We start from the raw sequence: 24405 nt of genomic DNA on the forward strand, positions 1-24405 counted from the left end.
AAGGATGAAGAAGATGGAGGAGACGGCACATGAATACATTGAACGCATTGTATCAACCTTTAAGCGGCGATTTAACCGTTCAGTATGAGCCCTGTGAGTCTACGAAATGGATCGAGAATCCTCCGCGGTTCACCTGGATTCCTGCACGGTTGGAGGAAGACAGGTACATGCTGGAAGTATCTATAACGAAGGAGTTTCGAGCAGAGGAGACGCATCGGTTCGGTCCCATTCCTTATAACTTCTTTACTCCGGATCAACCGCTAGCTACGGGCACGTACTACTGGCGATATGCCTTGGTGGATGGAGAGCGGGCAGACATGAAGCAATCGGAATGGAGCCATATCCGCGAGTTCCATGTTCCGGAAGGACTGCCGCGAACCCCGCTTGCAACGAGGGCAGAACGATATGAGAAGGTGCAGGATGGACATCCGCGCATCTGGTTGCAGCCGGATGAACTTGCAGCATTCCGCGGGAAGATTCAAGCGGACCCTGAAGCAACCGGATGGGGAGCTTTCTATGAACGCTCTGTCATCCCATGGGTAACACGTGAACTCATCCCTGAGCCTGCACCTTATCCCAATAATCAGCGCAAGGCTTCCTTATGGCGCGAGAGCTACATTCATTGTCAGGAAGTGTTCTACGCCATTCGACATTTGAGTATTGCCGGGACCGTACTGCAGGATCCTGCTTTGCTTGCGAGAGCGAAGGAATGGTTGATGCATGCGGCTTCATGGGATACGGAAGGAACAACAAGCCGGGATTATAACGATGAAGCCGCGTTCCGAATCGCTAGTGCGCTCGCTTGGGGGTATGATTGGCTCCATGACGAGCTGACGGCCGATGAACGAGCTGACGTACGCAGGAAGCTGTTTCGAAGAACAGAGCAGGTAGCTATGCATGTGATGGAACGCTCGAAAATTCATCATGTTCCTTTCGATAGCCATGCCGTTCGCTCCTTGTCTTCGGTGCTTGTGCCTTGCTGCATCGCGTTATTTGATGAAGAGCCAAGAGCTAGAGCTTGGCTGGATTATACCGTGGAGTATTATTACACCCTGTTTTCGCCTTGGGGCGGGGAAGACGGAGGTTGGGCTGAAGGTCCTCACTACTGGACGACTGGAATGGCTTATTTGACGGAAGCGTTGGATTTATTGAACAAGTTCGCTCATTTGAATGTGTTCGTGCGACCCTTCTTCCAACATACGGGAGACTTCCCGCTCTACTGCTACAGTCCAACCACCTCGACCCGAACCACGTTTGGGGATAATTCTTCCCTTGGGGACGAGATCATCAAGAAGGTGGGGTATAACATTCGGCAATTCGCGGGTGTAACAGGTAACGGCTGGTATCAGTGGTACTACGAGCAATTGAAGGATAAGCATCCGGAAGCCGACAGCATGTTCTACAATTACGGATGGTGGGATTTCACCTTTGATGAGCTGCTTTATCGCCATAATTATCCGCTAGTGACAGCAGTAGAGCCTACGGGAATCTCACCTGTCAAATGGTTCCGGGATATCGGTTGGGTGGCGATGCACCACCGCATGTATGATCCGCAGGAACAGATTTCGCTGCTAACGAAGTGCAGCAAGTACGGATCTGTCAGTCATAGCCACGGGGATCAAGGAGCGTTCATGCTCCATGCATTCGGGGAGCCGCTGGCGATCGAGAGCGGCTATTACATTGCGTTCAATAGTACGATGCACGTGAACTGGCGCAGACAGACCAAGTCCAAGAATGCGATCCTGATCGATGGCAAAGGACAGTTCGCAGAGATGAACAAGGTGCTGAACATCGCAGCGAAGGGCGAAGTCGAGGAGGTTCAGCAGCACCGTCAATATTCGTATGTGCGTATGAATCCGACGCCGGCATATCGCGAATTCGTACCGTATTTGAAGCGTTATACACGCGAGATTTATTTTGTACAGAATTCGTATTTCGTCATCGTTGATGCGGTTGATTTAGAGCAGCCAGGCCAAGTGCAGTGGCTGTTCCATACGCTGCATGAGATGGAATTGAAGGGGCAATCCTTCCATGTAAACGGCGAGCATGCAGGGATGGAGGGACGTTTTATCTTCAGTTCATCAGGCGATCTGGCGCTGATGCAGACGAATGAATTCGAAGGCGTAGACCCGGATGAGATTCGGGGACTGGATAAGCATTGGCATTTGACAGCAACGGCTCCCGTCGCTTCTTCCCATCGGATCGCAACGCTGCTTCTTCCAAAACGACATACAGAGCGCGGGAAATACGTATCTTATTTTATGGATGATCAAGGGTTTAGCTATAATTTATATTTTACGGATAACGGACAGACACAGAAAATTGAAATTGCCAAGGCTTTTTAGAGGAGGAATTGATCGCATGAGCAATATCGGAGTCTGGGAACCTGCGGAGCCGGGCGTAACCCGCAAGATTATGACGCCAGGTGCGTCGCTAATGATGATGGAAGTACATTTCGAAGAAGGTGCGGAAGGGTATGAGCATGCGCATCCTCATGAGCAAATGTCATATTGCTTGAAAGGTCAAATCGAGTTTACGATCAACGGGCACAAGAGCATCATTGCCGCAGGGGAGCATATCGTCATCCCGATGGGTGCGAAGCATGGGGCAAGGGCTTTGGAGCCATCCGCGCTGCTGGATTGTTTTACACCGCTTCGGGCGGATTTAATTAAATACTAAATAAAAAACTCTCCTACTATGATACATTAGTATGGAGAGTTTTTTTGGTTATATAAGGAAGTGCAAATCGGAATAGAAAGGTGGAATTTGATTGGGAGAAATTCGTTTTGTGGACCGTGAACATATCGAGGAAGCTGCCGTGCTTGCCGATTCTATCTTCCGTAAAGAGGGACAGCCTTCCATGGCCGAAGAGTTTCCTGCCATTTTCTCAGGTCATTATGAATGTTCTGTCGGTTATTATGCAGAGGGTAAGCTGGTGTCGTTCATAGGCGTCGTACCAAGTCTTATCCAGGTAGGGAGTGCAACCTTGCCGCTCTTCTCTATTGGGTCGGTCTGCACGCATCCGGATCACCAAGGCAAGGGATATGCAGGCGCACTGTTGCAACGCGTGTTCGAACATATCGAAGCTTCCGGGGGATCGCTCCTGTATGTATCTGGCGATCGGAGCTTGTACATACGCAATGGATGTGCGCATTTCGGTTCGTTCCGCAGCTATGCGTTTACGCCGGAAGTGATGCAATCTCTGACGTGTGAGGATGCCCGGATCACGATTCGTGAGGCGGCGGAGAGCGATCGGTTCCGATTGCAGGCATGGTCCGACAGCAACGAGGTGCGATATCAGCGCAGTTTGTACGAGACATCGGTTCTGGTTCGCGCATCAGCGTTAGCAAGCCTAAGCTTGCTGGAGCAGAAGGTTTATATCGTCGAATCGGAGCGTCAACCCGTTGCCTACTTTATCTTGGGTGTGCCATCGGAGCTTGGTTCCAAGGAGAATCCATTTGTTATCGAGTATGGGGGAACGGTGAACGCGATGGTTCAAGGATTGGCAATCGCTTTCCATCGCCATAAGTTATCGACGCTTCGCATGCATGTATCTTGGCATGAGACCGATTTGTTTGAGGTCTTGCGGGAAGTTCCATCTACCGAGAGTCAGAATGAAGGGACGATTAAAATCGTCAATCCAGCGCGCCTGTGGGAACAGCTCACCCCGTATCTACTAGCGAAGGATGATGCTGCAGCCCGGCAAGTACATATTCGGAATGTTGACGGGCAAGCAGGGGCAGCTGACGTGCTAATGAACGGGAAGCTCCTTCGTCTTGATTCGCAGGCGTTGATTTCGCTCTTGTTCAATGCGGAGCCGAAGCTTTCCGAAGAGATTCTTGAACACTCCGAATACCGTGCGTTATTCCCCATCCCGTTGCCGTATGCGGGAGGACTCCATTTCATCTAAACTGGCAAAAGCCGTTAAACCCAAAGAGGTTTAACGGCTTTTTTTTATCCAACAAAACCTTATAATGGCGCGGTATACCGGCTTCCTTCCAGTACCATCCGGAAATGATTTTTCTCCTGCTGCAATATTTTCAGTGCATACCCCTCATATCCGATCCATTCCAATCCGAGGGAATAACCGCTTTTGGATTTTGTGACGAATAGCACGTTGAACATCGAAGCGTCGATTTCTCCGCCATCATCCACACGCCATGTGGAGCTCTTATCCTTGTGGCCGACGAAGTCATGTATGACGAGACCTGTTGGGGTGGTCAGTACAAGACTAGCCAACGGCAACTGCTTCCCCGTCTGCGTGAATTGCACGAGTCCGATTTGGATGTCGGAAGAAACCTGGCCGATCAGCGATTGCTTGGCTATTTTGCGCTGTTTTATCTTCTCGATCGAACGGACGGTGGAGGAAGAGAAGGCGCCTTTCGTCAGCGCTGTGTACGTTAGAAATTGATGACCTGTGAAGGTATCCTTCTCCGCCAGCACGATACTTGCGTTGCTCGGCATTTTGCCCGCGGGAAGTCGATACCGTTCTCCATTGTCTTGATCGAAATTGTAGGCGGTTTGTCTACCGGTCGATGATTCCGAGCCCTTCTGATGTTTCTCATAATGAATGAGCGTACGTAAACCGGGCGCATAAATAGCCTTGATATAACGCTTGGGATTCTTGGTGTCGAACCCGAGAAGCTGTTGGCCGGACGAGTCGACATACCCGAAGGTTAGCTTCGAGCCTTGCAATTGGTCGGTGGCTGCCGGTTTAGCACCTGCCTGCGCAGGCGTAGTAGGCGAGAGGAAGAGCATACTTCCAGCGATAAGGATACTCATCGCCATAGCTAGAATTTTTTTCATGGAAAAACTCCTTTGGGTTCGTAAGAATTAGAAATGCATAGCGAATATACCTTATTATGGATAAAATTAGCAAGCGGAAAATATATTTATAGGCAAATTTATTTCGATTGTAAAGGTTTTGTATCGATAATATTGAGAGTTTGTAAATCTATATACATGGCTTATGCAACTTTAATATAGTTACGGTGTAGTCAGAAATATCTATCCACTGTAGATCCAACATACTTCATACAAGGCGGTGCAGACACACGTGTTAAAGAACAAATGGGCACGACTATTATTGACGATTCCTTTATCGATGAGTTTCTTCGGATCAGCGATTCCTATGGCTTCCGTTAGTGCGAAAGCAACAGAAGTTCCGACCCAATCACCTCGGTCGAATGCAACAGGACAATGGATGTCCGGAGAATTTCATGTCCATACCTTTGAATCGGATGATGCGCAAATTTCATTAGAGGATGCATTGGACCATGCGTTTGATACATACGGATTTGATTGGATCGCAACGGCGAACCACTTGAGATCTTCCAAGCGAGACGATACGGGAGCAGACATTCCAGGAGGACCGATTCCTTTCTCCAAGGGCGCCATGGAATATGAAGTTCCGAAAATTAAACAATTACAAGCCCAAGGGAAATATGCGGGAAAGACGATTTTCTCCGGCTTTGAATGGGACATGCCTTCACATGAACACGTGTCCGTTGGTATCTTGGGTAATGAACCGAACTCAGAAGCAACGCTAAAAGCAGCGAATCAATTCGAATATTTGTTCACGAATCGGGACAAAACTTGGTTCGATCCGGCAGACGTTGCGGTGTGGGATCAACAGGGAAAGCGTGCTTATACAACGCATGCGGACGCATTGACTGCGGTGCAATGGCTCAAAGACAGATATGCCGAGACAAGTTATATGATACTGAATCATCCTTCGCGGATCGTAGGCAAATACACGATTGCGGACATCCGCGACTTAAATAATGCAGCGCCAGACATCGTATTCGGGATGGAAGGCATGATCGGCGGACAGATGGAACCTGATCGCGGCGGCTATAATACCGCATATAACACTGCCAACCCTACAGAGAACACGAATTACAAAAACAGATCCTATGGTGGGACAGACTACATGGTTGCCAAAGTTGGCGGTGTATGGGATGCCTTGTTAGGCGATGGCCGTCGGTTCTGGAACTTTGCGAATTCAGATTTTCACTTCAAAATAAGAGGTCCATATTCAAGCGGATACTGGCCAGGTGAATATTCCAAGAACTATACGTGGACCGAAGGCCGAGATATGCAATCCATCTTGAATGGCATGCGTTCCGGTAAATCGTTCTCCGTCTATGGCGATTTGATTAATGCCTTGGATTTCAACGTAGCGAGTAACGGTGTGAAGGAAGACATGGGCGGCGATTTGAAAGTAACCGAAGGGGATGATCTTCAGCTTACCATTCGCTTCAAGAGTCCAGCGAAGAACAACTATGAGTCCCCCGTGGACAGCGGCACTTCTGCGAACGCAGCGCCTCAGGTCGATCACGTGGATTTGATTGCAGGGGATGTTTCGGAAAAGGCGGAGCCTGGAACCGAGGCGTACAATAAAGATACGAACGATTCCACCAAGGTGATTGCAACCTTTACAAGCAAGGATTGGACGGTAGATAGCGAAGGCTATAACGTCATTCAATATGATCTCAAATCCGTTGATAAAAATCAGTATTTCCGCTTGCGCGGCACGAACTTAGGCATGAACGTGGAAGGGGAGACGCAAGACGGCAATCCGCTGCTTGACCCGATCACGAATCAAGCGGATGATAACACGCGTTTTAATGCCATTAACGATCGCAACTATCATGATTTGTGGTTCTATTCAAATCCAGTATTTGTTACGGTAGCCCCTGACGATGAGCAAGCTGTTCAAGATACGCTTCAAGCTCTGGATTTAGGCGATTTAAGCAACGTGACTGCCGACATCTCATTGCCGATCATCGGTGAGCGTGGAACGCGTATTGACTGGACAAGTTCAGAACCAACAATCATCACGAACGACGGAAAATGGGTTGCGCAGCCTGCGAATAATAGCTTGGTGACTCTTACAGCTACGATCATGCGCGGAGAGGCGAAACGAACCAAGACTTTTTTTGCATTGGTACAAGGGGTTGATCCTTCAACGGTGCAGTTACGTAATGCCATGATGACCGCTGACGGATTGCCATATCCGAACAGTTCATGGACGAATCAAACCGTGACAGCAAGCGTGTACGCAGACGTGTATGCTCCAAGTACATCTGCTGTGATTGAGCTGTCTTTGGACGGCGGAGAAAATTATCAGCCGTATGCAAGTCATGAAGCACTCGAGTTTGCACAAGAAGGGGAGCATTCGCTTCTATTCCGGGCAACGGACGATTTGGGTAATCAGACGGTATTGCCGCTTGTGGTGAAAATAGATAAAACATTGCCCGTCATTAGCCTCGTAGGATCTCCTTCCATGACGCTTACGGTAGGGGACACGTATCGCGAGCCAGGTGCTAAGGTGACGGATGCGGTAGGCGTTCCTGGAGAAGTCACGGTAACGGGCGATGTGAATACGTCTGTAGCCGGCACTTATGTTTTGCATTATCATGCAGCGGATGCCGCTGGAAATCAGGCTGTAGAGGTGCAACGTACGATTCATGTTGTATCCCAAACAGGCGGCACGAAACCGCCGACAGGTGATGGTTCAAGCACTGGAGGCACGATCCCAACAGCGCCGACACCGGAAGTAACGCAGCCATTGCCATCTGCGCAAGTGGATGTATCTGCTGCCGTAGGTGCAAAAGGCAGTATCCCGAATGTCGTACAGTGGGTGATTCCACAAGGAGCGGTTACAGCAGACGGCAAGATGAATATTGCTGTTCTGAATGAAGAACAAGCGCCATCGACAGGAGCACAAACCGTCTTGAGCCCAATAATTGCGTTGACAAGCACGTCGAACCCAACCTTATCTAAACCAATGACATTAACGCTACATTATGATGCGGATAAGCTTGCAACGGGACAGAAACCGGCTGTGTATTATTACAATGCAGCGATTCATAGCTGGATATATGTCGGAGGATCCCTGAACGCGGATGGTACGATTACTGTGGATCGGAAGAAGCTAGAGACCTTTGCCGTATTCGGTTATGAACCGATTGTATTCGCGGATATGAATGGACATTGGGCGAAAACGTCTATCGATCGTCTCACGGGAATGCAAGCGATCCGTGGTTACGAAGATCATTTGTTCCATCCGAACGACCAAGTGACGAGAGCGCAGTTTGCAAGCATTTTTGCAAAAGCCCTTGGGCTTCAAGCCAGTGGAAATGCTCTAGTATTTAACGATACGGACGAAATTCCAACCTGGGCGAAGTCAGATATCGCTGCCCTTGTGGAAGCAGGGTGGATTAGCGGGTACAAGGAGAATGGGCAAGTCAGCTTTAAGCCGGATCAAGTGATTACAAGAGCGGAGATCGCGGTGATGCTGAACCAAGCATTGCATTTAGATTCGCAGTCGGCTGGCGATGCGACAAGCCAATTCAAAGACGTATCGCAAATTCCAAGCTGGACGCATGCATCGGTGAATTCCCTCGTCCAATCGGGAATTATCCAAGGTTACGAGGATCAGAGCTTCCGCGCTAATAGCCATGCGACTAGAGCAGAAGCTGCGGTGATGATGAATAAGTTGTTGGATGCGTTGAATAGGTAGAATGGAAAATAATGAAAAGGCTGGCACCGTGGTATCAACCACAGGCGTGTCAGCTTTTTTGTCGCGCCTAAATAAGAATAAGCCATGCCTATCAAATATAGTAATATTTTTACAACAAAAGAGGATTTATGGAAGAAATTGTAGAATGATAGATTGTACTTCAAAACGTAGGAGGATGATGAAATGGATTGGAAGAATAAGAATTTCTTCGGGATTGCCGCTGTGGTTGTGGTTACTAGTATATCGCTATTCGTGACCAGTACGCCGGTATTTGCGGCGACAACGTCGTTCGGTAAATGGTCTAGCCGTACGCAGACGATGTATATTTCCACGGGTGCAGATATCTCGGCTTGGCAAAGCGGGGCATCCAAATGGAAGAATGCTACGAATTACAATATTTCGACTGCCATCGGGGTGAATTCTACCTATTATACGGTCGATGTGAATAATTCGAAGGTCGATTGGGATGGTCTGACGACATATAATGTACTGAACGGTAAAATCACGCAAGCAACCTTAAATCTGAATACATATTATACCGCGCAGAGCAAATATACGAGCAGCATCAAAGCCGGGGTCACCGGTCATGAAGTAGGACATTCATTGGGACTGAATCATACATCCGTAGTCGAAACGAGTTCTATTATGCACCCGTATACGTTCAATAGTAACGGTACGTTGGCAAGGTCTCTATCCCCATCTTCATCGGATATTTCCGTCGTAAATGGTCTCTATCCAGCCTTGCTCAAGAATGAGCAGACCGATCCGAGCGAGTCGGAGTTGACGACGGACCCAAACATTGTGTATATGCATCCGTCATGGGCTGTCTATTACGCCAATGAACAAGAATTGAGAGAAGCGGCTGATCTTGTTGTCTATGCGAAAGTGTCCGATCGCAACATGACGCCTTTTCAAATTAATGATATTAGCACGTATGTGACCGAGACGAATGTAGACATTCTCGATGTCGTGAAAGGCGATTTGACACAGCCGGGTGATCGGATTGTTGTATCCCAAATGGGAGGAACTTTCGGGAATATGAAGGCAATTTCAGACAGTTCTACGCTGCTCCAGAATGAGCAGGTTGTATTATTATTTTTGCGCCAAGTGGATGAGAATACCTACCGTCCGATCAATGGTGACGATGGTGTATACGTAAGCACGGGAGGAAGCTTTCATAATATTTCAAGTCAGCAGGCGTTGAACGAATCTCTTCTTCCATAATAGAGATGAATCGTAAGATATCGCTCGAACCTTGAAACATTGCGAACATGAATTACGTTTGGAAAATAGAGGTGATGTTTCATGCGAAAGCTGATGATTCTAATTCTAGTCGTGATATGTTGCGCTTGTTCGAATACGAAAAGCGATTCAACAACAGCGACACCACTCATATCTGAACAAAAAACAGCTCATTCGATCCCGTTCCCGCTCATCAAATGGAATCATCACATCTATCGAATAACGACTGAAAATGTAACGGATATTGAACTTGAAATCGGCGAAATCGAATATCAATCGATGAATGAAGAACGAGAGACGCCAGACAACTTCTCGACGTCTTATCCGGCGGGAACGAAGTTATATAAAATTCTAGACATCGATACAAGTGAGGCGATTGCCATTCAAGAGGATGCCGGCACGTACGTGAAGGCCGTTGCGAATTAATCGTCACAAATATACAAATTGGATATAAGCATGCGCACCCTGTCAGTTGCCAGCAAGAAGGATATACGATCCTTTGGTTACTGACGGGGTGTTTGTTGTATTTTTTCGTAATTCCTCAAAAAAAGTGTACAATAGCGTTATACATATATAGAGGAGGCATTTACCACCGATGAGTTATGAGACTTTTTTCCAAAATAACAGAGAACAGCATTTGAACGAATTGAAAGAATGGTTATCCATTCCTAGTATTTCTGCCTTGTCCGCGCACAAAGCAGATGTGAATAAAGCAGCGTCTTGGTTGGAAGAGAAGCTGAAAAGCGCAGGGCTTGAGCATGTGGAAGTTCATCAGACGAACGGGCATCCGATTATTACGGCAGATTATTTGCATGCGCCAGGGAAACCGACGATTCTGGTCTATGGGCATTATGACGTACAGCCGGTCGACCCGTTGAACCTATGGACCACACCGCCGTTCGAGCCGGACATTCGGGAGGGTAAACTTTATGCCCGCGGCGCGACAGACGATAAAGGACAATTGTTCCTACATGTCAAAGCCGTCGAAGCGATTCTTAGAGAAGAGAAAGAGCTTCCCGTGAACATTAAATTCTGTATCGAAGGGGAAGAGGAAATTTCCAGTGCAAGCCTTCCGCCATTCTTGGATGCGAATAAGGATAAGCTGGCGACAGATGCGATCATCATCTCGGATACCTCATTATTAGAGCCAGGGAAACCGGCAATCAGTACAGGTCTTCGCGGTCTATGCTCGCTTGAAATTGAGATCAATACGGCCAATACGGATCTACATTCCGGAACGTTCGGCGGCGGTGTACCGAATGCACTGCATGCAATCGTCGAATTGTTGGCTACGCTTCATGACAAGCAAGGACGTGTGGCTGTAGAAGGCTTCTACCAAGGCGTACCTGAGCTGTCATCGATGATGCGTGAGGAATTTGCGAAGCAGAACATGGATGAGCAAGCTTTGACGAATAAGCTGGGTCTTGAGACTTTATACGGTGAAGAAGGTTATTCGTTCGTGGAACGTACAGGAGCTCGCCCAACGCTTGAATTGAACGGGGTATACGGCGGATTCCAAGGCGAAGGCACGAAGACGGTCATTCCGAAGGAAGCGCTTGCGAAGATTACTTGCCGATTGGTTGGCGATCAAGATCCGCAAGACATTTTGGATAAAATTAAAGTACATTTGAACAGCCATGTACCAACCGGAGCAACCTTGAAAATCACGGATGGCGAAAAGGCCCGTGCATTCAATATCGATCCAACGGATCGTGTGCTTCAAGTGGCAGCTGACGCGTATGCAAGCGTGTATGGAACACGTGCCCTGTTCACGAAAGACGGCGGTTCGATTCCGATCGTGGAAACCTTCTCGCGTGTACTTGGCGCACCCGTCGTCATGATGGGCTTCGGTCTACCGGACGAGAACCTGCATGCACCGGATGAGCACTTTAATTTGGAGAACTTTGATAAAGGTTTATTGACGATTGTCGAGTTTTTGAAGACGGTATAACATGTCCCGTTCCAATATTCGATTGATGCGTATTTATGAACCGCCTACACCCGAAGACGGTTACCGCATTCTGATCGACAGATTGTGGCCGCGTGGGGTATCTAAACAGCAAGCCGCCATCGACGAGTGGATGAAAGAGATCGCTCCAAGCCCCGAGCTGCGCAAGTGGTTCTGCCACCAGCCGGACCGGTTCGAGACTTTTAGCGAATGCTATATTCGTGAACTAGAGGAAGACTCCAACAAGAGTACGCTCGCCGATCAAATATGTGAACTATCGCTTGATAGGGCGGTTACGCTGGTTTACGCCGCCAAAGATTCTGTTCATAATCATGCTAACGTGTTGTATCGGTGGTTGATTTCCCGCTAACCGAACATGGGCTGTCCTTTAACCTTACGAAGGTTAGGGGCAGTCCTTTTTTGTGCACATTGCTCAGCGATCGGTTAGGAAAAAAAGAAGTAGAAGACCGTACAAAGTAGAACAGAAAAGGGAATGGGTATGGGGTGGAAAAGCGAAAGCGTCCGCCTTTGAAATCGTGTTATTACCGCATAAATAAATTCAAACAACACGATTTCAACAGCGGTTGGAACCCCATACCCATCCCTCCCCCATGCGGGAAACGTATGGGTATAAGCAAGGACCTGGCCATCGGCCAGGTTTTTCTTGTATCAAGTATGTATGCTTAACACTCTTCCATATATCTATATCCGCGTTTCACGCCATCTCCTATATACAGAATGTTATTGAGCATGGAAGGTTGCAATCTGCCTTCTTGATCCAAATATTCGTTGGCAACATATCTTCCTTGGACAGCAGCTAATACATTGGTAATCCCCTGATATAAATCTCGCTCTATCACATCCGTCAGCGTACATTCAATAGTTATCGGGCATTCCTGAATGACGGGGGCATTGACCAGCAACGATTTCACCGGTGTCAGCTTAACCCCCTCAAACTTGCTGCATTCATAACCGGATTTGGATCCGCAGAAATCGATTTCCTGTACAAGGGAACGATCGGGTATATTAATCACAAAATCTTTTACATGCTTGATTTCATTAACTGCAAACCCTTTGGTGTTGAAGCCGAGAACAACCATATTTTTTAGCGTATATGAAGATGATATCGTAGTTACATGGGGTACTCCGTTTCTGTCATAGAAGCTAATAAGAATGACTGGGAAGCCATAATACATTTTTTCATAGTTAACTTTAGTCTTTTCCATTACACAAATCCTCCTGAAAAATGAAAATAAAACCTATAGCAATTTAGTCCTCAATGACCTCAGACGGGCTTGCCCCAGGCGGAATGATCGGATACACATTCATCTCTTCCGCAATATCAAACTCCATGACGACAACACCCTCCTTTTTCCATGCTTGAGCAATCACTTGTTCCGCTTCCGACAGGTTATCCGCGTGGTAGCCGGAAGCTCCAAAGGTCCTCGCCAATTCCGGGAACGCAGGCGATGAAATTTTAACAGACGAATATCGCTTGTTGTGGAATAACTGCTGCCATTGCCTAACCATCCCTAAATATCCATTGGTTAATATGACGATTTTAATGTTCAGATTCTGATCAACTGCGGTCATCAATTCTTGAATATTCATTTGTATACTTCCATCCCCGCTAATACATACAACTTCACGGCCGGGACAAGCAATCGCAGCTCCGATCGCAGCCGGTAGACCGAAGCCCATTGTACCCAGACCGCCTGAAGTAACAAAGGTACGTGGTTGTGAGAAAGGATAGTTATGCGCGGTCCAGATTTGATGTTGGCCCACATCTGTGGCGATAATGGCGTTCTCCGCGCATTGCTTATGGATGAATCGAATCACATCTTGCGGCTGGAGCCTGCTGTTCTCTACTGCCGGCAGGGCAGGAACCCGTTTGGACAAGTGGGAGATCTCGTTATTCCAATCCTTCCATGATCCTGACAAATTGTGTTCTAAAAGCCCTTTGAGTACAGCTTCTGTCGTTCCATGCACCGCAAGGTCAATATCGATGTTTTTATTCAATTCCGCTTCTTCGATGTCCACTTGAATCTTATAAGAGCGGGAGGAGAAAGCCTGCCGGTTTCCGGCTACTCTGTCGCTAAAGCGGACCCCGAGGCATAGCAGCACGTCTGCCTGTTGAACGGCCCGGTTAGCGGCGACGGTACCATGCATCCCCAGCATGCCTAGATGAAGTGGATGTTGTGACGGGAATGCGCCAAGTCCCATAAGTGTTGATACGACAGGCAGTTGGGCTCTGTTCATAAGCTGCAGCAATAATTTCGGAGTTTCACCTGCCATGCATCCACCACCGATCACAACGACCGGGCGCTTCGCCATCGTCAATTTGTCAGATATCAGCTTCAATTGTTCTACGGGAATATCTGTGTGGCAGGAATATTTTTTCAACAGTTGAGGAGTGAGGAGTGATCTCGTTGGGGCATATGTATACCCCGTTTGAGCAGTCATGACGTCCTTCGGGAGATCAACGAGAACAGGCCCCGGACGTCCAGTCATGGCGATATGGAAGGCACTGCTGATAATTCGCGGTAAGTCATCGATATTCAGAACCATGAAATTATGCTTGGTAATCGACATGGTCATGCCGAAGATATCGACCTCCTGAAAGCTGTCCAGGCCGATCATTTGTGTTGGCACTTGGCCTGTTAGAACAACCATAGGCACGGAATCCATATAGGCATTGGCGATCCCTGTTATGGCATTCGTCGCACCTGGCCCGCTGGTAACAAGCGAAACTCCCGGTTTACCTGATACGCGTGCATATCCGTCTGCAGCGTGAACGGCAGCTTGTTCATGTCTGACAAGGACATGCCGGATCGACGGGCTATCGTACAGTGCGTCATAAATGGGAAGCACAGCACCGCCAGGATAACCAAAAATCGTATCAACATCGTGTTCAAGTAATAGTTCAATGAGTAATTCTGCACCTGTCAATGGGCTACACCTCCAATTTTATATGAAAGCATACCCTAGGAATGATAAGGACATAGTGATTGCAATCACTGTTATTCATAAAATGTGTGCAAGATCACTCTCTTGTTATCGTGATATGTTAGACTGTAGCCATTATCCAATATAGTAACGAAAAGAGGCGCAGTGGGCATGAAAGAAGCATTTACTTACGAGGACATGAAGTTAATCGGTCGGGAGAAGCTGGGGAACCAGGTGCCATTGGAGCTGTTCCGAACCATTCGGTTGATCGGCTTGCATCAAGCACTGCCTATGGGCGGTAAGGGAACGACCGTCACCATCGGCCGCAAAATCGGAGAGTCGCTGCCCGTATCCACATTAGAGGATATCTTGGCACTGTTCGAAGAGCTGCAGATTGGGATTCCGAAAATTGTATATCAGGATGAGCATAAGCTTCGGATCGTTGTTGAGGAGTGTTTCTGCAAGGGGCTTCCCGTGATGGAAGGGAAGATGGTCTGCGATTTGGAAGGGGCCATATTAGAAGGGGCTCTTCATAAAATATCCAAAGATAAGGTAGCTGTACGAGAAGTGAAGTGCAATGTAAGCGGGGATGAACATTGTGAATATGAGGTTCGTTATATGCGGTAAGGTTTTCCCATACATAAGAAACCATAAGGGTTGTTTCTCTCGAATACCTAAGAACCCATAAGGGTCGTTTCGCTTGAATAGCTTGACGAAATCGAAGCCTCCCACGATGAACTCGTGAGGAGGCTTCTTTGTTTTTGTATTCGAAAAAGAATATTCGGTGGCGGTACAGGACATATCCTATGAGAGCCACGAATTGTGAACCATTGCGGTTTTCATCCTTTTTTATCGGAAATATCGACGCTTAAATATATGCCAATCCGTTAAAGTTATAGGATAATCTAATATAGCTTTGCCACCAACACGAATTCGCGTACATAAAATGGATTTTCCAACAAAGCTACACCATCAGTCCTTTTTCGCGGACCTATCCTGGATTTATCCAACATAGTTTCACTACCAGCACTAAAACGCACACCTATACTGGACGTTTCCAATATAGAGGGGGGAAATCAGCATTTTAGAGGCATTTTCAGCACATTCTATTGGATTTATCCAGTATAGAGTGCGAAATCGTACTGAAAACGGCGAAGTTAGTGGATTTATCCAATATAGCACCACCACAAACACTTTTTCCCCACCTGTACTGGAGGATTTTAAACAACATAGCTAATTTCATTCACCTTCATCATTGTTATAGATCGTTTTAAATTGATTTTTCTTCTACGAAACGAGATCTAACCCAAAAATATGGTACCGAAAAGTCCTCTGGACTTTATTGACACGCTGAGAGGGGTCTATACCCCTCGTTTGTTGCCCCATACCAGACTGTGAAGCTGGGGGAGGACGCGTACGTCCTTTAATTCGGATGACGCCATCACCAGCTCAATGAGTTGTTCGTAACGTAAGAGTAAGTCGCTGGCATGATTCGCGATATCCATCCGCTGAACATCGGGATTGCCAACCTGAAGGTATAGTGGAATGCGGGGGTAGCGGCTATGCACTTCCTTCGCATAATTTAAGTCTGTCAGATCAAAAATAACGACCTTTAGGCTCATCGCATATTCTACAGGTCGTTTCGATAGTTTCTCTACGATGTCGTCCAGCCTGCTCCAATCCGTTGACATCCCAGAGCTAGGAGGCTTGGGTGAGAGCGTGACCTGTTCGACCCGCGCAAGCCAATCTTGCCAACGCGAGCCTTGGGTTTCAACCGCAAGGGTCATTCCTTGGCGATGGAGCAGGTCAACAAGCTGGCCTAGGGAAGGGAGGAGAGCTGGGTTGCCTCCGGATAGCGTGACATGCGAGAATCGGTTCCCTCCGATATCGTGCAGCTCATTCCAGATCTCATCTGCATGCATGTGGCGGATGGCATCTTTGCCGCTGCCATCCCAGGTAAAGGCCGAGTCGCACCAGTCGCAGTGGTAATCGCACCCTGCGGTACGAACGAACATGGTCTTCTGACCGATGACCATGCCTTCGCCCTGGACGGTCGGACCGAAGATTTCGAGGACGGGAATCTCCCGCTGAGATGCATCACGCATCATACATCCACTCCCGTCGAACTTCAGCGTAGCTGGTTCCTGTCTCATAAAGTCGTACAAATTCTGTCCGTGCTTCAATCAAGGTCGATTGATAAGGCGCCGACTGAAGCGCGAGCTCCATCTTTTCGAAGAGCCATACGACCATATTTTCGGCCGTCGTATTCATCGGAGGCAGCGTCTCATTTAAATAACGATGGTCAAGGAAGATTTCAATTTCATGCTTCCAAATTTCTTTAATCGTACCAAAATCAACGGTGATTCCGATCTGATCAGGCAATCCGCTAATTCCGAAGACAACTTTATACGTGTGACCGTGCAGATTTTTGCATTTCCCTTCATAGGCATGCAAATGATGCGCCGCGTCGAACGTGAATTCTTTGCTAACGAGCACACGACGGTTATGATATCTCAACTGTTCCTTGGTGATATCGTCCCCGAATTTCTGAAGGTGTTCTACGATGCGGAAAGGACCTGGCGTTCGATTCATGGCTGCAGCGCCTCCTGACGCGACTGAAGATAGCTCTCCATCCCAGCTCTTCGAAGCTTGCAGGCTGGACATTCGCCACATCCGTCGCCAATCACGCCGTTATAGCAGGTCAGTGTGCGTTCCCGTACAAACTCGAAAGCGCCTAGTTCATCGGCTAATTTCCATGTTTCTGCTTTGTCGATCCACATGAGCGGTGTATGGATGACGAAATTGTAGTCCATGGCTAGATTCAAGGTGACGTTCAGTGATTTCACGAAGGAATCTCGGCAATCGGGATAACCGCTGAAGTCTGTCTCACACACGCCAGTGACAAGATGTCGAGCGGAGACACCTTTGGCCAGAACGGCCGCGAAGCTTAAGAACAAGTGATTGCGCCCTTCCACGAATGTGCTTGGAAGTTCTCCTTCTTCATGAACAATCGGAATATCGCTGCGCGTCAGCGCATTTTGGGTTAATTGACCAAGCAAGCTCATGTCCAGGACAGTAAGTTGGACTTTTAGTTCGGCGGCAATGTCTTTGGCACAGTCAATTTCCAGCCGATGCCGTTGTCCATAGTCGAAGGTGACGGCTTCCACCTCGCGGAATTGCTGTAATGCCCAGAATAGACAGGTCGTACTGTCTTGACCTCCACTGAACACGACGACTGCTTTTTCATTTTTAAGCATAAAAAAACCTCTCAATCTTCTAAGATTTATCGAAGATGGAGAGTTTCTTGAACTTTCACCGCAAAAAACAAGCCCTTGCGCAAGAGACGCCGGGCGCCATTAGTTTTTTATAGAGGGAGTTCGCGAACCTCTCCCATGCCATTAGCATGGTCTTCTATGTTGTAGATCCCGTTTATTATAACACACTTGATTCGCGTGAAAAGGGGAGCAGTTGTCGAATCTATGACGTAAAAGCATGGAAGGAATCACGAGCTAGGCAAGCTGACGAATGGCTGTCCCGATGACCGAACAAGAATAATCGAATTGCTCCTGCTCTTGTGCCGTGAGTTTCAATTCGACAATTTCTTGAATGCCTTGTCTCGTGATGATGGCGGGGACTCCTGCACACATCCTCTGCTGCCCATATTCCTGATCTAGAATGGCGGAGACGGCAATAATACGATGATCATCGTTCAGAATCGAACGGGTAATATAGGCTAAGGCGTTACCGATGCCATAGTGTGTCGAACCTTTTCGCTGGAAGATTTCCCATCCTGCATTTTTCGTTTGCTGCGCCACACGATCCAGGTTCAAATGTTGGAACCGCTCCGGATGCTGCGTCAAAATATCGAGGAGGGGCTTGCCGCCGACCGTCACATGCGACCAAGCCGGGAACTGAGATTCACCATGTTCGCCGAGGACATAGCCTTGAATACTTCGGGGATCTACAGGGATATATTCGGACAGCAATGTTTTGAGCCGGGCAGAATCTATGGAAGTCCCGGTACCAATCACTTGATGTCTTGGCAGACCTGAGATTTGCCATACCATGTAGGTGACGACATCGACGGGATTGGATGCGGTCAGGAATACACCGCGAAAGCCGCTTTTCATGATTTTACCGATCATTTCCTCATAGATGCTTACCGCAGAGCTTAATTCGTCCAATCGATTATGACTCTCCTTCGGATAAGCTCCCGCACATAAAATAATGATATCCATATCGCTGCATTGCTCGTAGGTTCCCGTATACACCTTCGTACGTGCATGTACAAAATCCATCCCATGCGAAAGATCTAATGCTTGCGCGTAAGCCCGGTCAGGTGTCCGGCCGATGAGCATGATTTCATCGCAGACCGATTGATTCATCAACGAATACGCACAGCTTGAACCGACTGAACCGACTCCGACAATCGCTACTTTCCTCGCATTGCTCCGCATGATTTCAGCTCCTCTTGTTCATATAATTTAGTATATGTTGAATCGCCTAAGAGATGTGACGGCGAAGAGAGGGAAGATTACATTTCTTCGAAAAGAAATACTTGAGGGTATCAGGATATGTAAGATGTACGAGCATAGGATGTCGTTCTTCTTCATTTTGGTTGATTTCCACCAAATTGTCGCTTTAAATAGGTATTGTAATGTTATAATAGAACTATAGTTCGTATTTTTTTCGAAGAGGTTATTCGATGACTAATCATAAAGAGGTTAAATTTACGGAAGTTGAACTAGATCGTGGGGAAGAGCAAGGGATGGTGATCCCTTCTCGTGATGATGTGCAGGCACATGAGAAATCGATTCCTACGGTAGAGATGAAGCTGATCACGAAAGTTAGCACGGCAGAGCAGCGCTTCTTGATGCAGGCCCGGGAGTTGGAGCACCGTACAGAGACCTATGCGTCTTTTGTACCGTTCATGACGTATTGGCCAACATACAGCAACATGAATGCCCAGCAGGAATTCTGGTATTTCTACTGGCGCACGGAAGTTCGGAGTGGACGATATCCCGAGACGGATTTGTCGTATATCTTCTTGCATACCTATGAATTGCTTCAAGGCGTCGGATGGCAAGAGCCCATGCAAGGTTACCGTTATCTTATGGATTTGTGGACAGCGTATCAAAATACGTATGCAAAACTCAATTTCTATATGGTGGACTGGGTGTCGGATTTCGTCTTGGTCCATCAGCTTGATATTTCCTTTCAAGAAATTATGGAAGTATCACCGCATGGGCTCGTCGGAGAATTATTGGATCTTGAGCTGATGCGGGGCTTCACAGCCATGCCTGTTGAATTGACCTGGGACATGCTAGAGAAACTGTCGAATTACAATGTGCAGCAAAGTAAGTTCTATGAGGCAGGCGGGAAGGAGTTGCTTCCGCTCTATGTTCCGAGAGTCGTCTCTCTCGTGGATGGCTATGTCTCCAAGAAACATGGCAAGCGACTCATCGAGATGTTCCATCCCGGAGAAGCGGAGCGGCGGGAACGATATTTGTTCGGCAGCAGCGTATACGATACATCGCTTTATGGCAGGACGATATCGGTTAGTGCTGTCCGAGTCAGCGAATATAAGCCGTTGAGGGAATTAATGACTCAGCTGATTCGTCTAAGCGAGAACATCCTCCGCGGATTGCATGGCTTCAAAGGCAAATTAAGATCGATCCAGGTGGAAGCGGAGATGGAGTCTTTAATACAGCGGTTTATTGAACGGGAATACCATAAGACGGCTGCTATGCAGCGTGCACGTGAAGCGGTCGTGATCGATCCAGATCGACTGACACAGCTGCAACAAGACTCCGATATCGTCCGTGAGCTATTAACCGTGGAGGAAGCTTTGCTTCTCGAAGAGGAACTAATGCCTCATGATGCAGTGGTGGAGCAAGTCGAGCAAGTCGCAGATGACGAACCTGTGGCCGTGAATAACGAGGAGCCGCAAGGAGAGTGGGCACAGCTGGCTGCACAGCTAGAATCCTTGCACCTTAAGGCCTTAGCCGCGTTAGTCGAAGGATCAGGTTATTCGGAAGTGATGGCCTTGGCGAATGCGCAGGGGACGATGCCAGAGCTGCTCCTCGACCATATTAATGATGTTGCGATGGAAGTCATCGGTGATTTGCTGATTGATGGCGAGACGATTGTTGAAGAATATATCCCCCTTATAGAACAGATGTTGAGGTGATTCCCTATGACTGAGTTGAAAATCCCCAAACGCATTACCACCGCATTGGTGAACTCGTTAACGGCAGGTGTCGTGCCGCGTATTGGACTTGAGCATGTTGCCGTTGGCCGGAAGCAAGAAATTGAAGCGATATTATCCGATTTGGATAACATTGCGGAAGGCGGGGCTGCTTTTAAAATTATTGCAGGCCGTTACGGAAGCGGGAAGAGCTTCCTGCTCCAGATGATTCGCAATTATGCGATGGACCGCGGGTTTATCGTTGCCGATGGTGATTTGTCACCAGAGCGGCGGCTCGTCGGCACGAAAGGACAAGGACTCGCAACATACCGGGAGTTAATGATGAATCTCTCAACCCGTACCCGTCCGGATGGGGGCGCATTAGAGACCATGCTGCAGCGTTGGATTGCCGCCCTTCAACAAGCTGCGATGACGGAGTTGGGACTTAGCCCAACGGATCCTGCGCTTCATCTGGAGGTTGAACAAAGGATTGTCGCCGTGACGAACGAAATGCAGAACATGGTGCACGGGTTTGATTTTGCGAAAATTCTAGCGGCGTATTGGAACGGTTATAAGCTAGCGGATGACGAATTAAAGCAGTCCGCTTTACGCTGGCTGCGAGGCGAATATCCGACGAAGACAGAAGCGAAGAAAGACTTGCATGTCGGCGTGATCGTAGATGATGATAACTGGTATGAATATATGAAGTTATGGGCGGAGTTCGCAGCTAAGATTGGGTACAAAGGGTTATTGCTCTTCATCGACGAAGGCGTCAATCTCTATAAAATTACAAATAGCATCTCACGGCAGAGCAATTATGAGAAGCTGTTGACGATGTTCAATGACACGATGCAAGGGAAAGCGGAATATCTCGGCATCTTCATGGGCGGAACGCCGCAATTTGTGGAAGATGAACGAAGAGGTTTGTTCAGCTATGAAGCATTGCGATCCAGACTGGTGACAGGACGATATTACGTAGAAGCCTTACGGAATTACAATGGACCGATTATCAAGCTGGATATGCTATCGTACGAAGAAATTCTAGTCCTCTTGCAGCGATTGAGGCTAATTCACGCATTGCATTACGGGTATGAAGCAACGCTCACGGATACGCAGCTGGTTGCTTTCTTGCAGAAAGCCGTGGGGATGCTTGGAGCGGACGAGCTACTTACGACCCGCGAGATTATCCGTGATTTCATGGATATGATGCATACCCTGCACCAACACCCGGGAACGGACTTTGATACTCTTCTTGGCGAGCGCGTCGTTCAGCCCGCGGCGTCGAATCCCGATGACGAACTGGGTGACTTCCTTGCGGAGTTTGAGCTATGAGCCATCCGTTCTATCGACTAGCGCCGTTTATTCAAGAATTTATCTATAAAAGAAAATGGGACAAGCTTCGCGAAGCTCAGGTGGAAGCATGTCGGATTCTTTTCGATACGCCCAACCATTTGCTGATCGCATCGGGAACGGCGTCCGGGAAGACGGAAGCTGCTTTTTTCCCAGCGCTGACAGAACTTCACCATCAACCTTCTAAATCCGTCGGCATCTTGTACATTGGACCGTTAAAGGCCCTGATTAATGATCAATTTGAACGGTTGAATGATTTGTTGCGTGAAGCTCATATTCCGGTCTGGCATTGGCATGGGGATGTTCCGCAATCGGAGAAGACGAAGCTGGTGAAAAACCCTTCGGGGGTATTACAAATCACGCCGGAATCGTTGGAAGGCTTACTTATGAATAAACCGAATGCGATCCCGGCGCTATTTCAAGATCTGAGATATGTTATTATCGACGAAATTCATGCCTTTATGGGGGCGGATCGCGGATTACAGGTTCTGAGCCAGATCGCTCGAATCGAGCGAATGGCAGGCTGCCGACCGCGACGGATCGGACTTTCTGCAACGTTAAGCGATTACGCTACAGCATCCGATTATCTTGGCGCTGGATCCCTAGACTCGGTTGAAGTGGTGGCGCCTCAAGGCGGACGCAAGCTGCGGCTGAATGTCGAGCATTTCTCATTTCCTAGCGCACGAACAGAGGAACAGAGTGAACACTTAGCCAATGCGCAGAAAGCATATTATGATTTTGTATATGATCATACGCGACTGAAGAAAGCGTTGGTATTCACGAATAGCCGATCTGATGCGGAACTAACGACACTGGAGCTTCGGCGCGTCGCCGCACGGCGTCAAGAACGGGACGTCTTCTACGTCCATCACGGCAGCATCTCGGCCATGCTGCGAGAAGAGGCTGAGGCTGCACTGCGGACCGGCCATGGTCCTGCGGTTACAGCAGCTACCGTAACGCTGGAACTGGGTATTGATTTGGGTGAGCTGGAGAGGGTTGTTCAACTAGGTGCCCCGCACAGCTGTTCAAGCTTCGTTCAACGATTAGGGCGTTCGGGTCGGCGAGACGATACTCCTTCGGAAATGATGTTCGTCTGTTCGGAAGAAGAGGATGAAGAAGCACAATTGCCAGCCCGCATGCCATGGATGCTGCTCCGCGCAATAGCCATCATCGAGCTTTATGTTCGAGACAAATGGGTCGAGCCGTTAAGCCTGCGTAAGAAGCCAATCGGTGTGCTCTATCACCAGACGATGAGTACCTTGAAGGCCATGGGGGAAGCGGAGCCGGTTGAGTTGGCTCGTACGGTATTGACGTTACCACCATTCCGCCAAATGGAGCCGGAGGAGTTCAAGCAGTTCCTGAATTATCTCATCCAGACGGATCATATCGAACGAACCGAAGAAGGGTCCCTGATCATTGGGTTGGCCGGAGAGAAGGTCGTGAATAACTTCCGTTTCTACGCCGTATTCAAGGATGATGAAGAACATGTTGTGTATAACGGCTCGGAGGAAATTGGCTCGATCACGACGGTACCGCCGCCGGGGTATTGCTTCTCCTTGGCTGGGTTGTTGTGGAAAGTGGTAGAGGTCGATACGAAGCATAAGGCAGTATACGTGAAGCCAGCCTTAGGCAAAGTGGATACGTTATGGCTTGGTTCAGGCGGCGATGTGCATACGATGGTCGTGAAGAAAATGCGAGAGATTCTTGAGGAATATACGATCTATCCCTATCTAGCAGCCAATGCGGTGAATCGCTTGGAACGTGCGCGCCGATTGGCAAGGGAAAGCGGGTTGCTGAAGCAGATGATCATTCCCGCTGGCGGCGATTCCTTCTTCATTCTGCCCTGGGTAGGTTCGAAGCAATTCCGAACGCTGGAGCTATTGATCAAGAATAAGCTAAGCGAGAGACTCTATCTGCGTTCGGTCGTACCGATGGAGCCCTATTATATGGTGGTTGCAGGGAAGGTCGATGCGGAGACATTGATGGAGCAGATTCGCCTAGAATCGATGGCTTGCGAAGATCCCATATCCTTGCTAACGCCGGATGAGGCACCTTATTTGGGGAAATACGATGAATTTATTGTACCCGATTTAATTCGTCGAGCTTTTGCGGAGGATGGACTTGATATCGAGTCTGTGAAGGAATTGTTCCTGGAACATAAAGAAGCGGCCCAAGGTTAATCCCTTGGACCGCTTTTTTTAGTTG

The 24405-nt window shown here is 48.2% G+C and carries 19 protein-coding genes and 1 riboswitch; of the genes, 12 read left to right on the forward strand and 7 right to left on the reverse strand.

The annotated features are described in order from the left end of the window. The first annotated feature begins 29 nt into the window (after positions 1–29). From BVG16_RS24420 to BVG16_RS24430, 3 genes are all read left to right on the forward strand, one after another. Positions 30–2345, forward strand: coding sequence for a DUF4962 domain-containing protein (locus BVG16_RS24420; protein ID WP_078501816.1), 2316 nt, complete (start codon positions 30–32; stop codon positions 2343–2345). A 16-nt stretch (positions 2346–2361) separates the two neighbouring features. Continuing rightward, positions 2362–2679 (forward strand): cupin domain-containing protein, encoded by a 318-nt coding sequence (locus BVG16_RS24425; RefSeq protein WP_078501817.1) that lies wholly within the window; start codon positions 2362–2364, stop codon positions 2677–2679. A 91-nt stretch (positions 2680–2770) separates the two neighbouring features. Continuing rightward, positions 2771–3910 (forward strand): GNAT family N-acetyltransferase, encoded by a 1140-nt coding sequence (locus BVG16_RS24430; protein ID WP_078501818.1) that lies wholly within the window; start codon positions 2771–2773, stop codon positions 3908–3910. Between the two features lie 59 nt (positions 3911–3969). On the opposite strand, the gene BVG16_RS24435 is transcribed toward BVG16_RS24430, so the two are convergent. Beyond that, the gene (locus BVG16_RS24435; protein WP_078501819.1) at positions 3970–4806 is read right to left on the reverse strand and encodes a hypothetical protein; all 837 of its coding nucleotides are present in this window, start codon (positions 4804–4806) and stop codon (positions 3970–3972) included. A gap of 250 nt (positions 4807–5056) precedes the next feature. Between BVG16_RS24435 and BVG16_RS24440 the strand changes: the two genes are divergently transcribed. The 5 genes from BVG16_RS24440 to BVG16_RS24460 all read left to right on the forward strand — a co-directional run bounded on the left by BVG16_RS24440 (position 5057) and on the right by BVG16_RS24460 (position 12087). Next, entirely contained in the window at positions 5057–8527 is a 3471-nt protein-coding gene (locus tag BVG16_RS24440) for an S-layer homology domain-containing protein (protein ID WP_144027480.1), read from the forward strand. A 183-nt stretch (positions 8528–8710) separates the two neighbouring features. Further along, the gene (locus BVG16_RS24445) at positions 8711–9751 is read left to right on the forward strand and encodes a matrixin family metalloprotease (protein ID WP_078501820.1); all 1041 of its coding nucleotides are present in this window, start codon (positions 8711–8713) and stop codon (positions 9749–9751) included. 81 nt (positions 9752–9832) lie between these two features. Then, entirely contained in the window at positions 9833–10195 is a 363-nt protein-coding gene (locus BVG16_RS24450; protein WP_078501821.1) for a hypothetical protein, read from the forward strand. A gap of 169 nt (positions 10196–10364) precedes the next feature. Then, the gene (locus tag BVG16_RS24455) at positions 10365–11720 is read left to right on the forward strand and encodes a dipeptidase (protein ID WP_078501822.1); all 1356 of its coding nucleotides are present in this window, start codon (positions 10365–10367) and stop codon (positions 11718–11720) included. Position 11721: 1 nt separating this feature from the next. Beyond that, the gene (locus tag BVG16_RS24460; RefSeq protein ID WP_078501823.1) at positions 11722–12087 is read left to right on the forward strand and encodes a DUF488 domain-containing protein; all 366 of its coding nucleotides are present in this window, start codon (positions 11722–11724) and stop codon (positions 12085–12087) included. Positions 12088–12400: 313 nt separating this feature from the next. Here the strand turns inward: BVG16_RS24460 and BVG16_RS24465 are convergent, their stop codons facing one another. Both BVG16_RS24465 and ilvB read right to left on the reverse strand, forming a co-directional pair. Continuing rightward, positions 12401–12943, reverse strand: coding sequence for a flavin reductase family protein (locus BVG16_RS24465; protein ID WP_078501824.1), 543 nt, complete (start codon positions 12941–12943; stop codon positions 12401–12403). Positions 12944–12986: 43 nt separating this feature from the next. Beyond that, a complete protein-coding gene (ilvB, locus tag BVG16_RS24470) occupies positions 12987–14666 on the reverse strand; it encodes a biosynthetic-type acetolactate synthase large subunit (RefSeq protein WP_078501825.1) in 1680 nt (559 codons plus the stop codon). Between the two features lie 168 nt (positions 14667–14834). Here ilvB and BVG16_RS24475 point away from each other — a divergent pair, with 168 nt between their 5' ends. Further along, the gene (locus BVG16_RS24475) at positions 14835–15290 is read left to right on the forward strand and encodes a V4R domain-containing protein (RefSeq protein ID WP_078501826.1); all 456 of its coding nucleotides are present in this window, start codon (positions 14835–14837) and stop codon (positions 15288–15290) included. Between the two features lie 734 nt (positions 15291–16024). On the opposite strand, the gene queE is transcribed toward BVG16_RS24475, so the two are convergent. From queE to BVG16_RS24495, 4 genes are all read right to left on the reverse strand, one after another. Then, entirely contained in the window at positions 16025–16771 is a 747-nt protein-coding gene (gene queE / locus BVG16_RS24480; protein WP_078501827.1) for a 7-carboxy-7-deazaguanine synthase QueE, read from the reverse strand. After that, entirely contained in the window at positions 16761–17255 is a 495-nt protein-coding gene (gene queD, locus BVG16_RS24485) for a 6-carboxytetrahydropterin synthase QueD (protein ID WP_078501828.1), read from the reverse strand. Before queD ends, queE begins: the two co-directional genes overlap by 11 nt. Further along, entirely contained in the window at positions 17252–17920 is a 669-nt protein-coding gene (gene queC, locus BVG16_RS24490; RefSeq protein WP_078501829.1) for a 7-cyano-7-deazaguanine synthase QueC, read from the reverse strand. Before queC ends, queD begins: the two co-directional genes overlap by 4 nt. Positions 17921–18013: 93 nt before the next feature. Beyond that, positions 18014–18057, reverse strand: a riboswitch (PreQ1 riboswitch). Between the two features lie 115 nt (positions 18058–18172). Beyond that, positions 18173–19120, reverse strand: coding sequence for an L-lactate dehydrogenase (locus tag BVG16_RS24495; RefSeq protein WP_078501830.1), 948 nt, complete (start codon positions 19118–19120; stop codon positions 18173–18175). 248 nt (positions 19121–19368) lie between these two features. Here BVG16_RS24495 and BVG16_RS24500 point away from each other — a divergent pair, with 248 nt between their 5' ends. The 3 genes from BVG16_RS24500 to BVG16_RS24510 are packed head-to-tail and all read left to right on the forward strand — an operon-like array spanning position 19369 to position 24380. Continuing rightward, positions 19369–20853 (forward strand): TerB N-terminal domain-containing protein, encoded by a 1485-nt coding sequence (locus tag BVG16_RS24500; RefSeq protein ID WP_078501831.1) that lies wholly within the window; start codon positions 19369–19371, stop codon positions 20851–20853. Positions 20854–20859: 6 nt separating this feature from the next. Continuing rightward, entirely contained in the window at positions 20860–22182 is a 1323-nt protein-coding gene (locus BVG16_RS24505) for an ATP-binding protein (protein WP_078501832.1), read from the forward strand. Beyond that, positions 22179–24380: a DEAD/DEAH box helicase gene (locus BVG16_RS24510; RefSeq protein ID WP_078501833.1), complete on the forward strand. Its 2202-nt coding sequence runs from the start codon at positions 22179–22181 to the stop codon at positions 24378–24380. The genes BVG16_RS24505 and BVG16_RS24510 overlap by 4 nt, the downstream gene beginning before the upstream one ends. Positions 24381–24405: the final 25 nt, after the last annotated feature.

It is taken from the genome of Paenibacillus selenitireducens (assembly GCF_002021565.1).
GTDB lineage: Bacteria > Bacillota > Bacilli > Paenibacillales > Paenibacillaceae > Paenibacillus_K > Paenibacillus_K selenitireducens.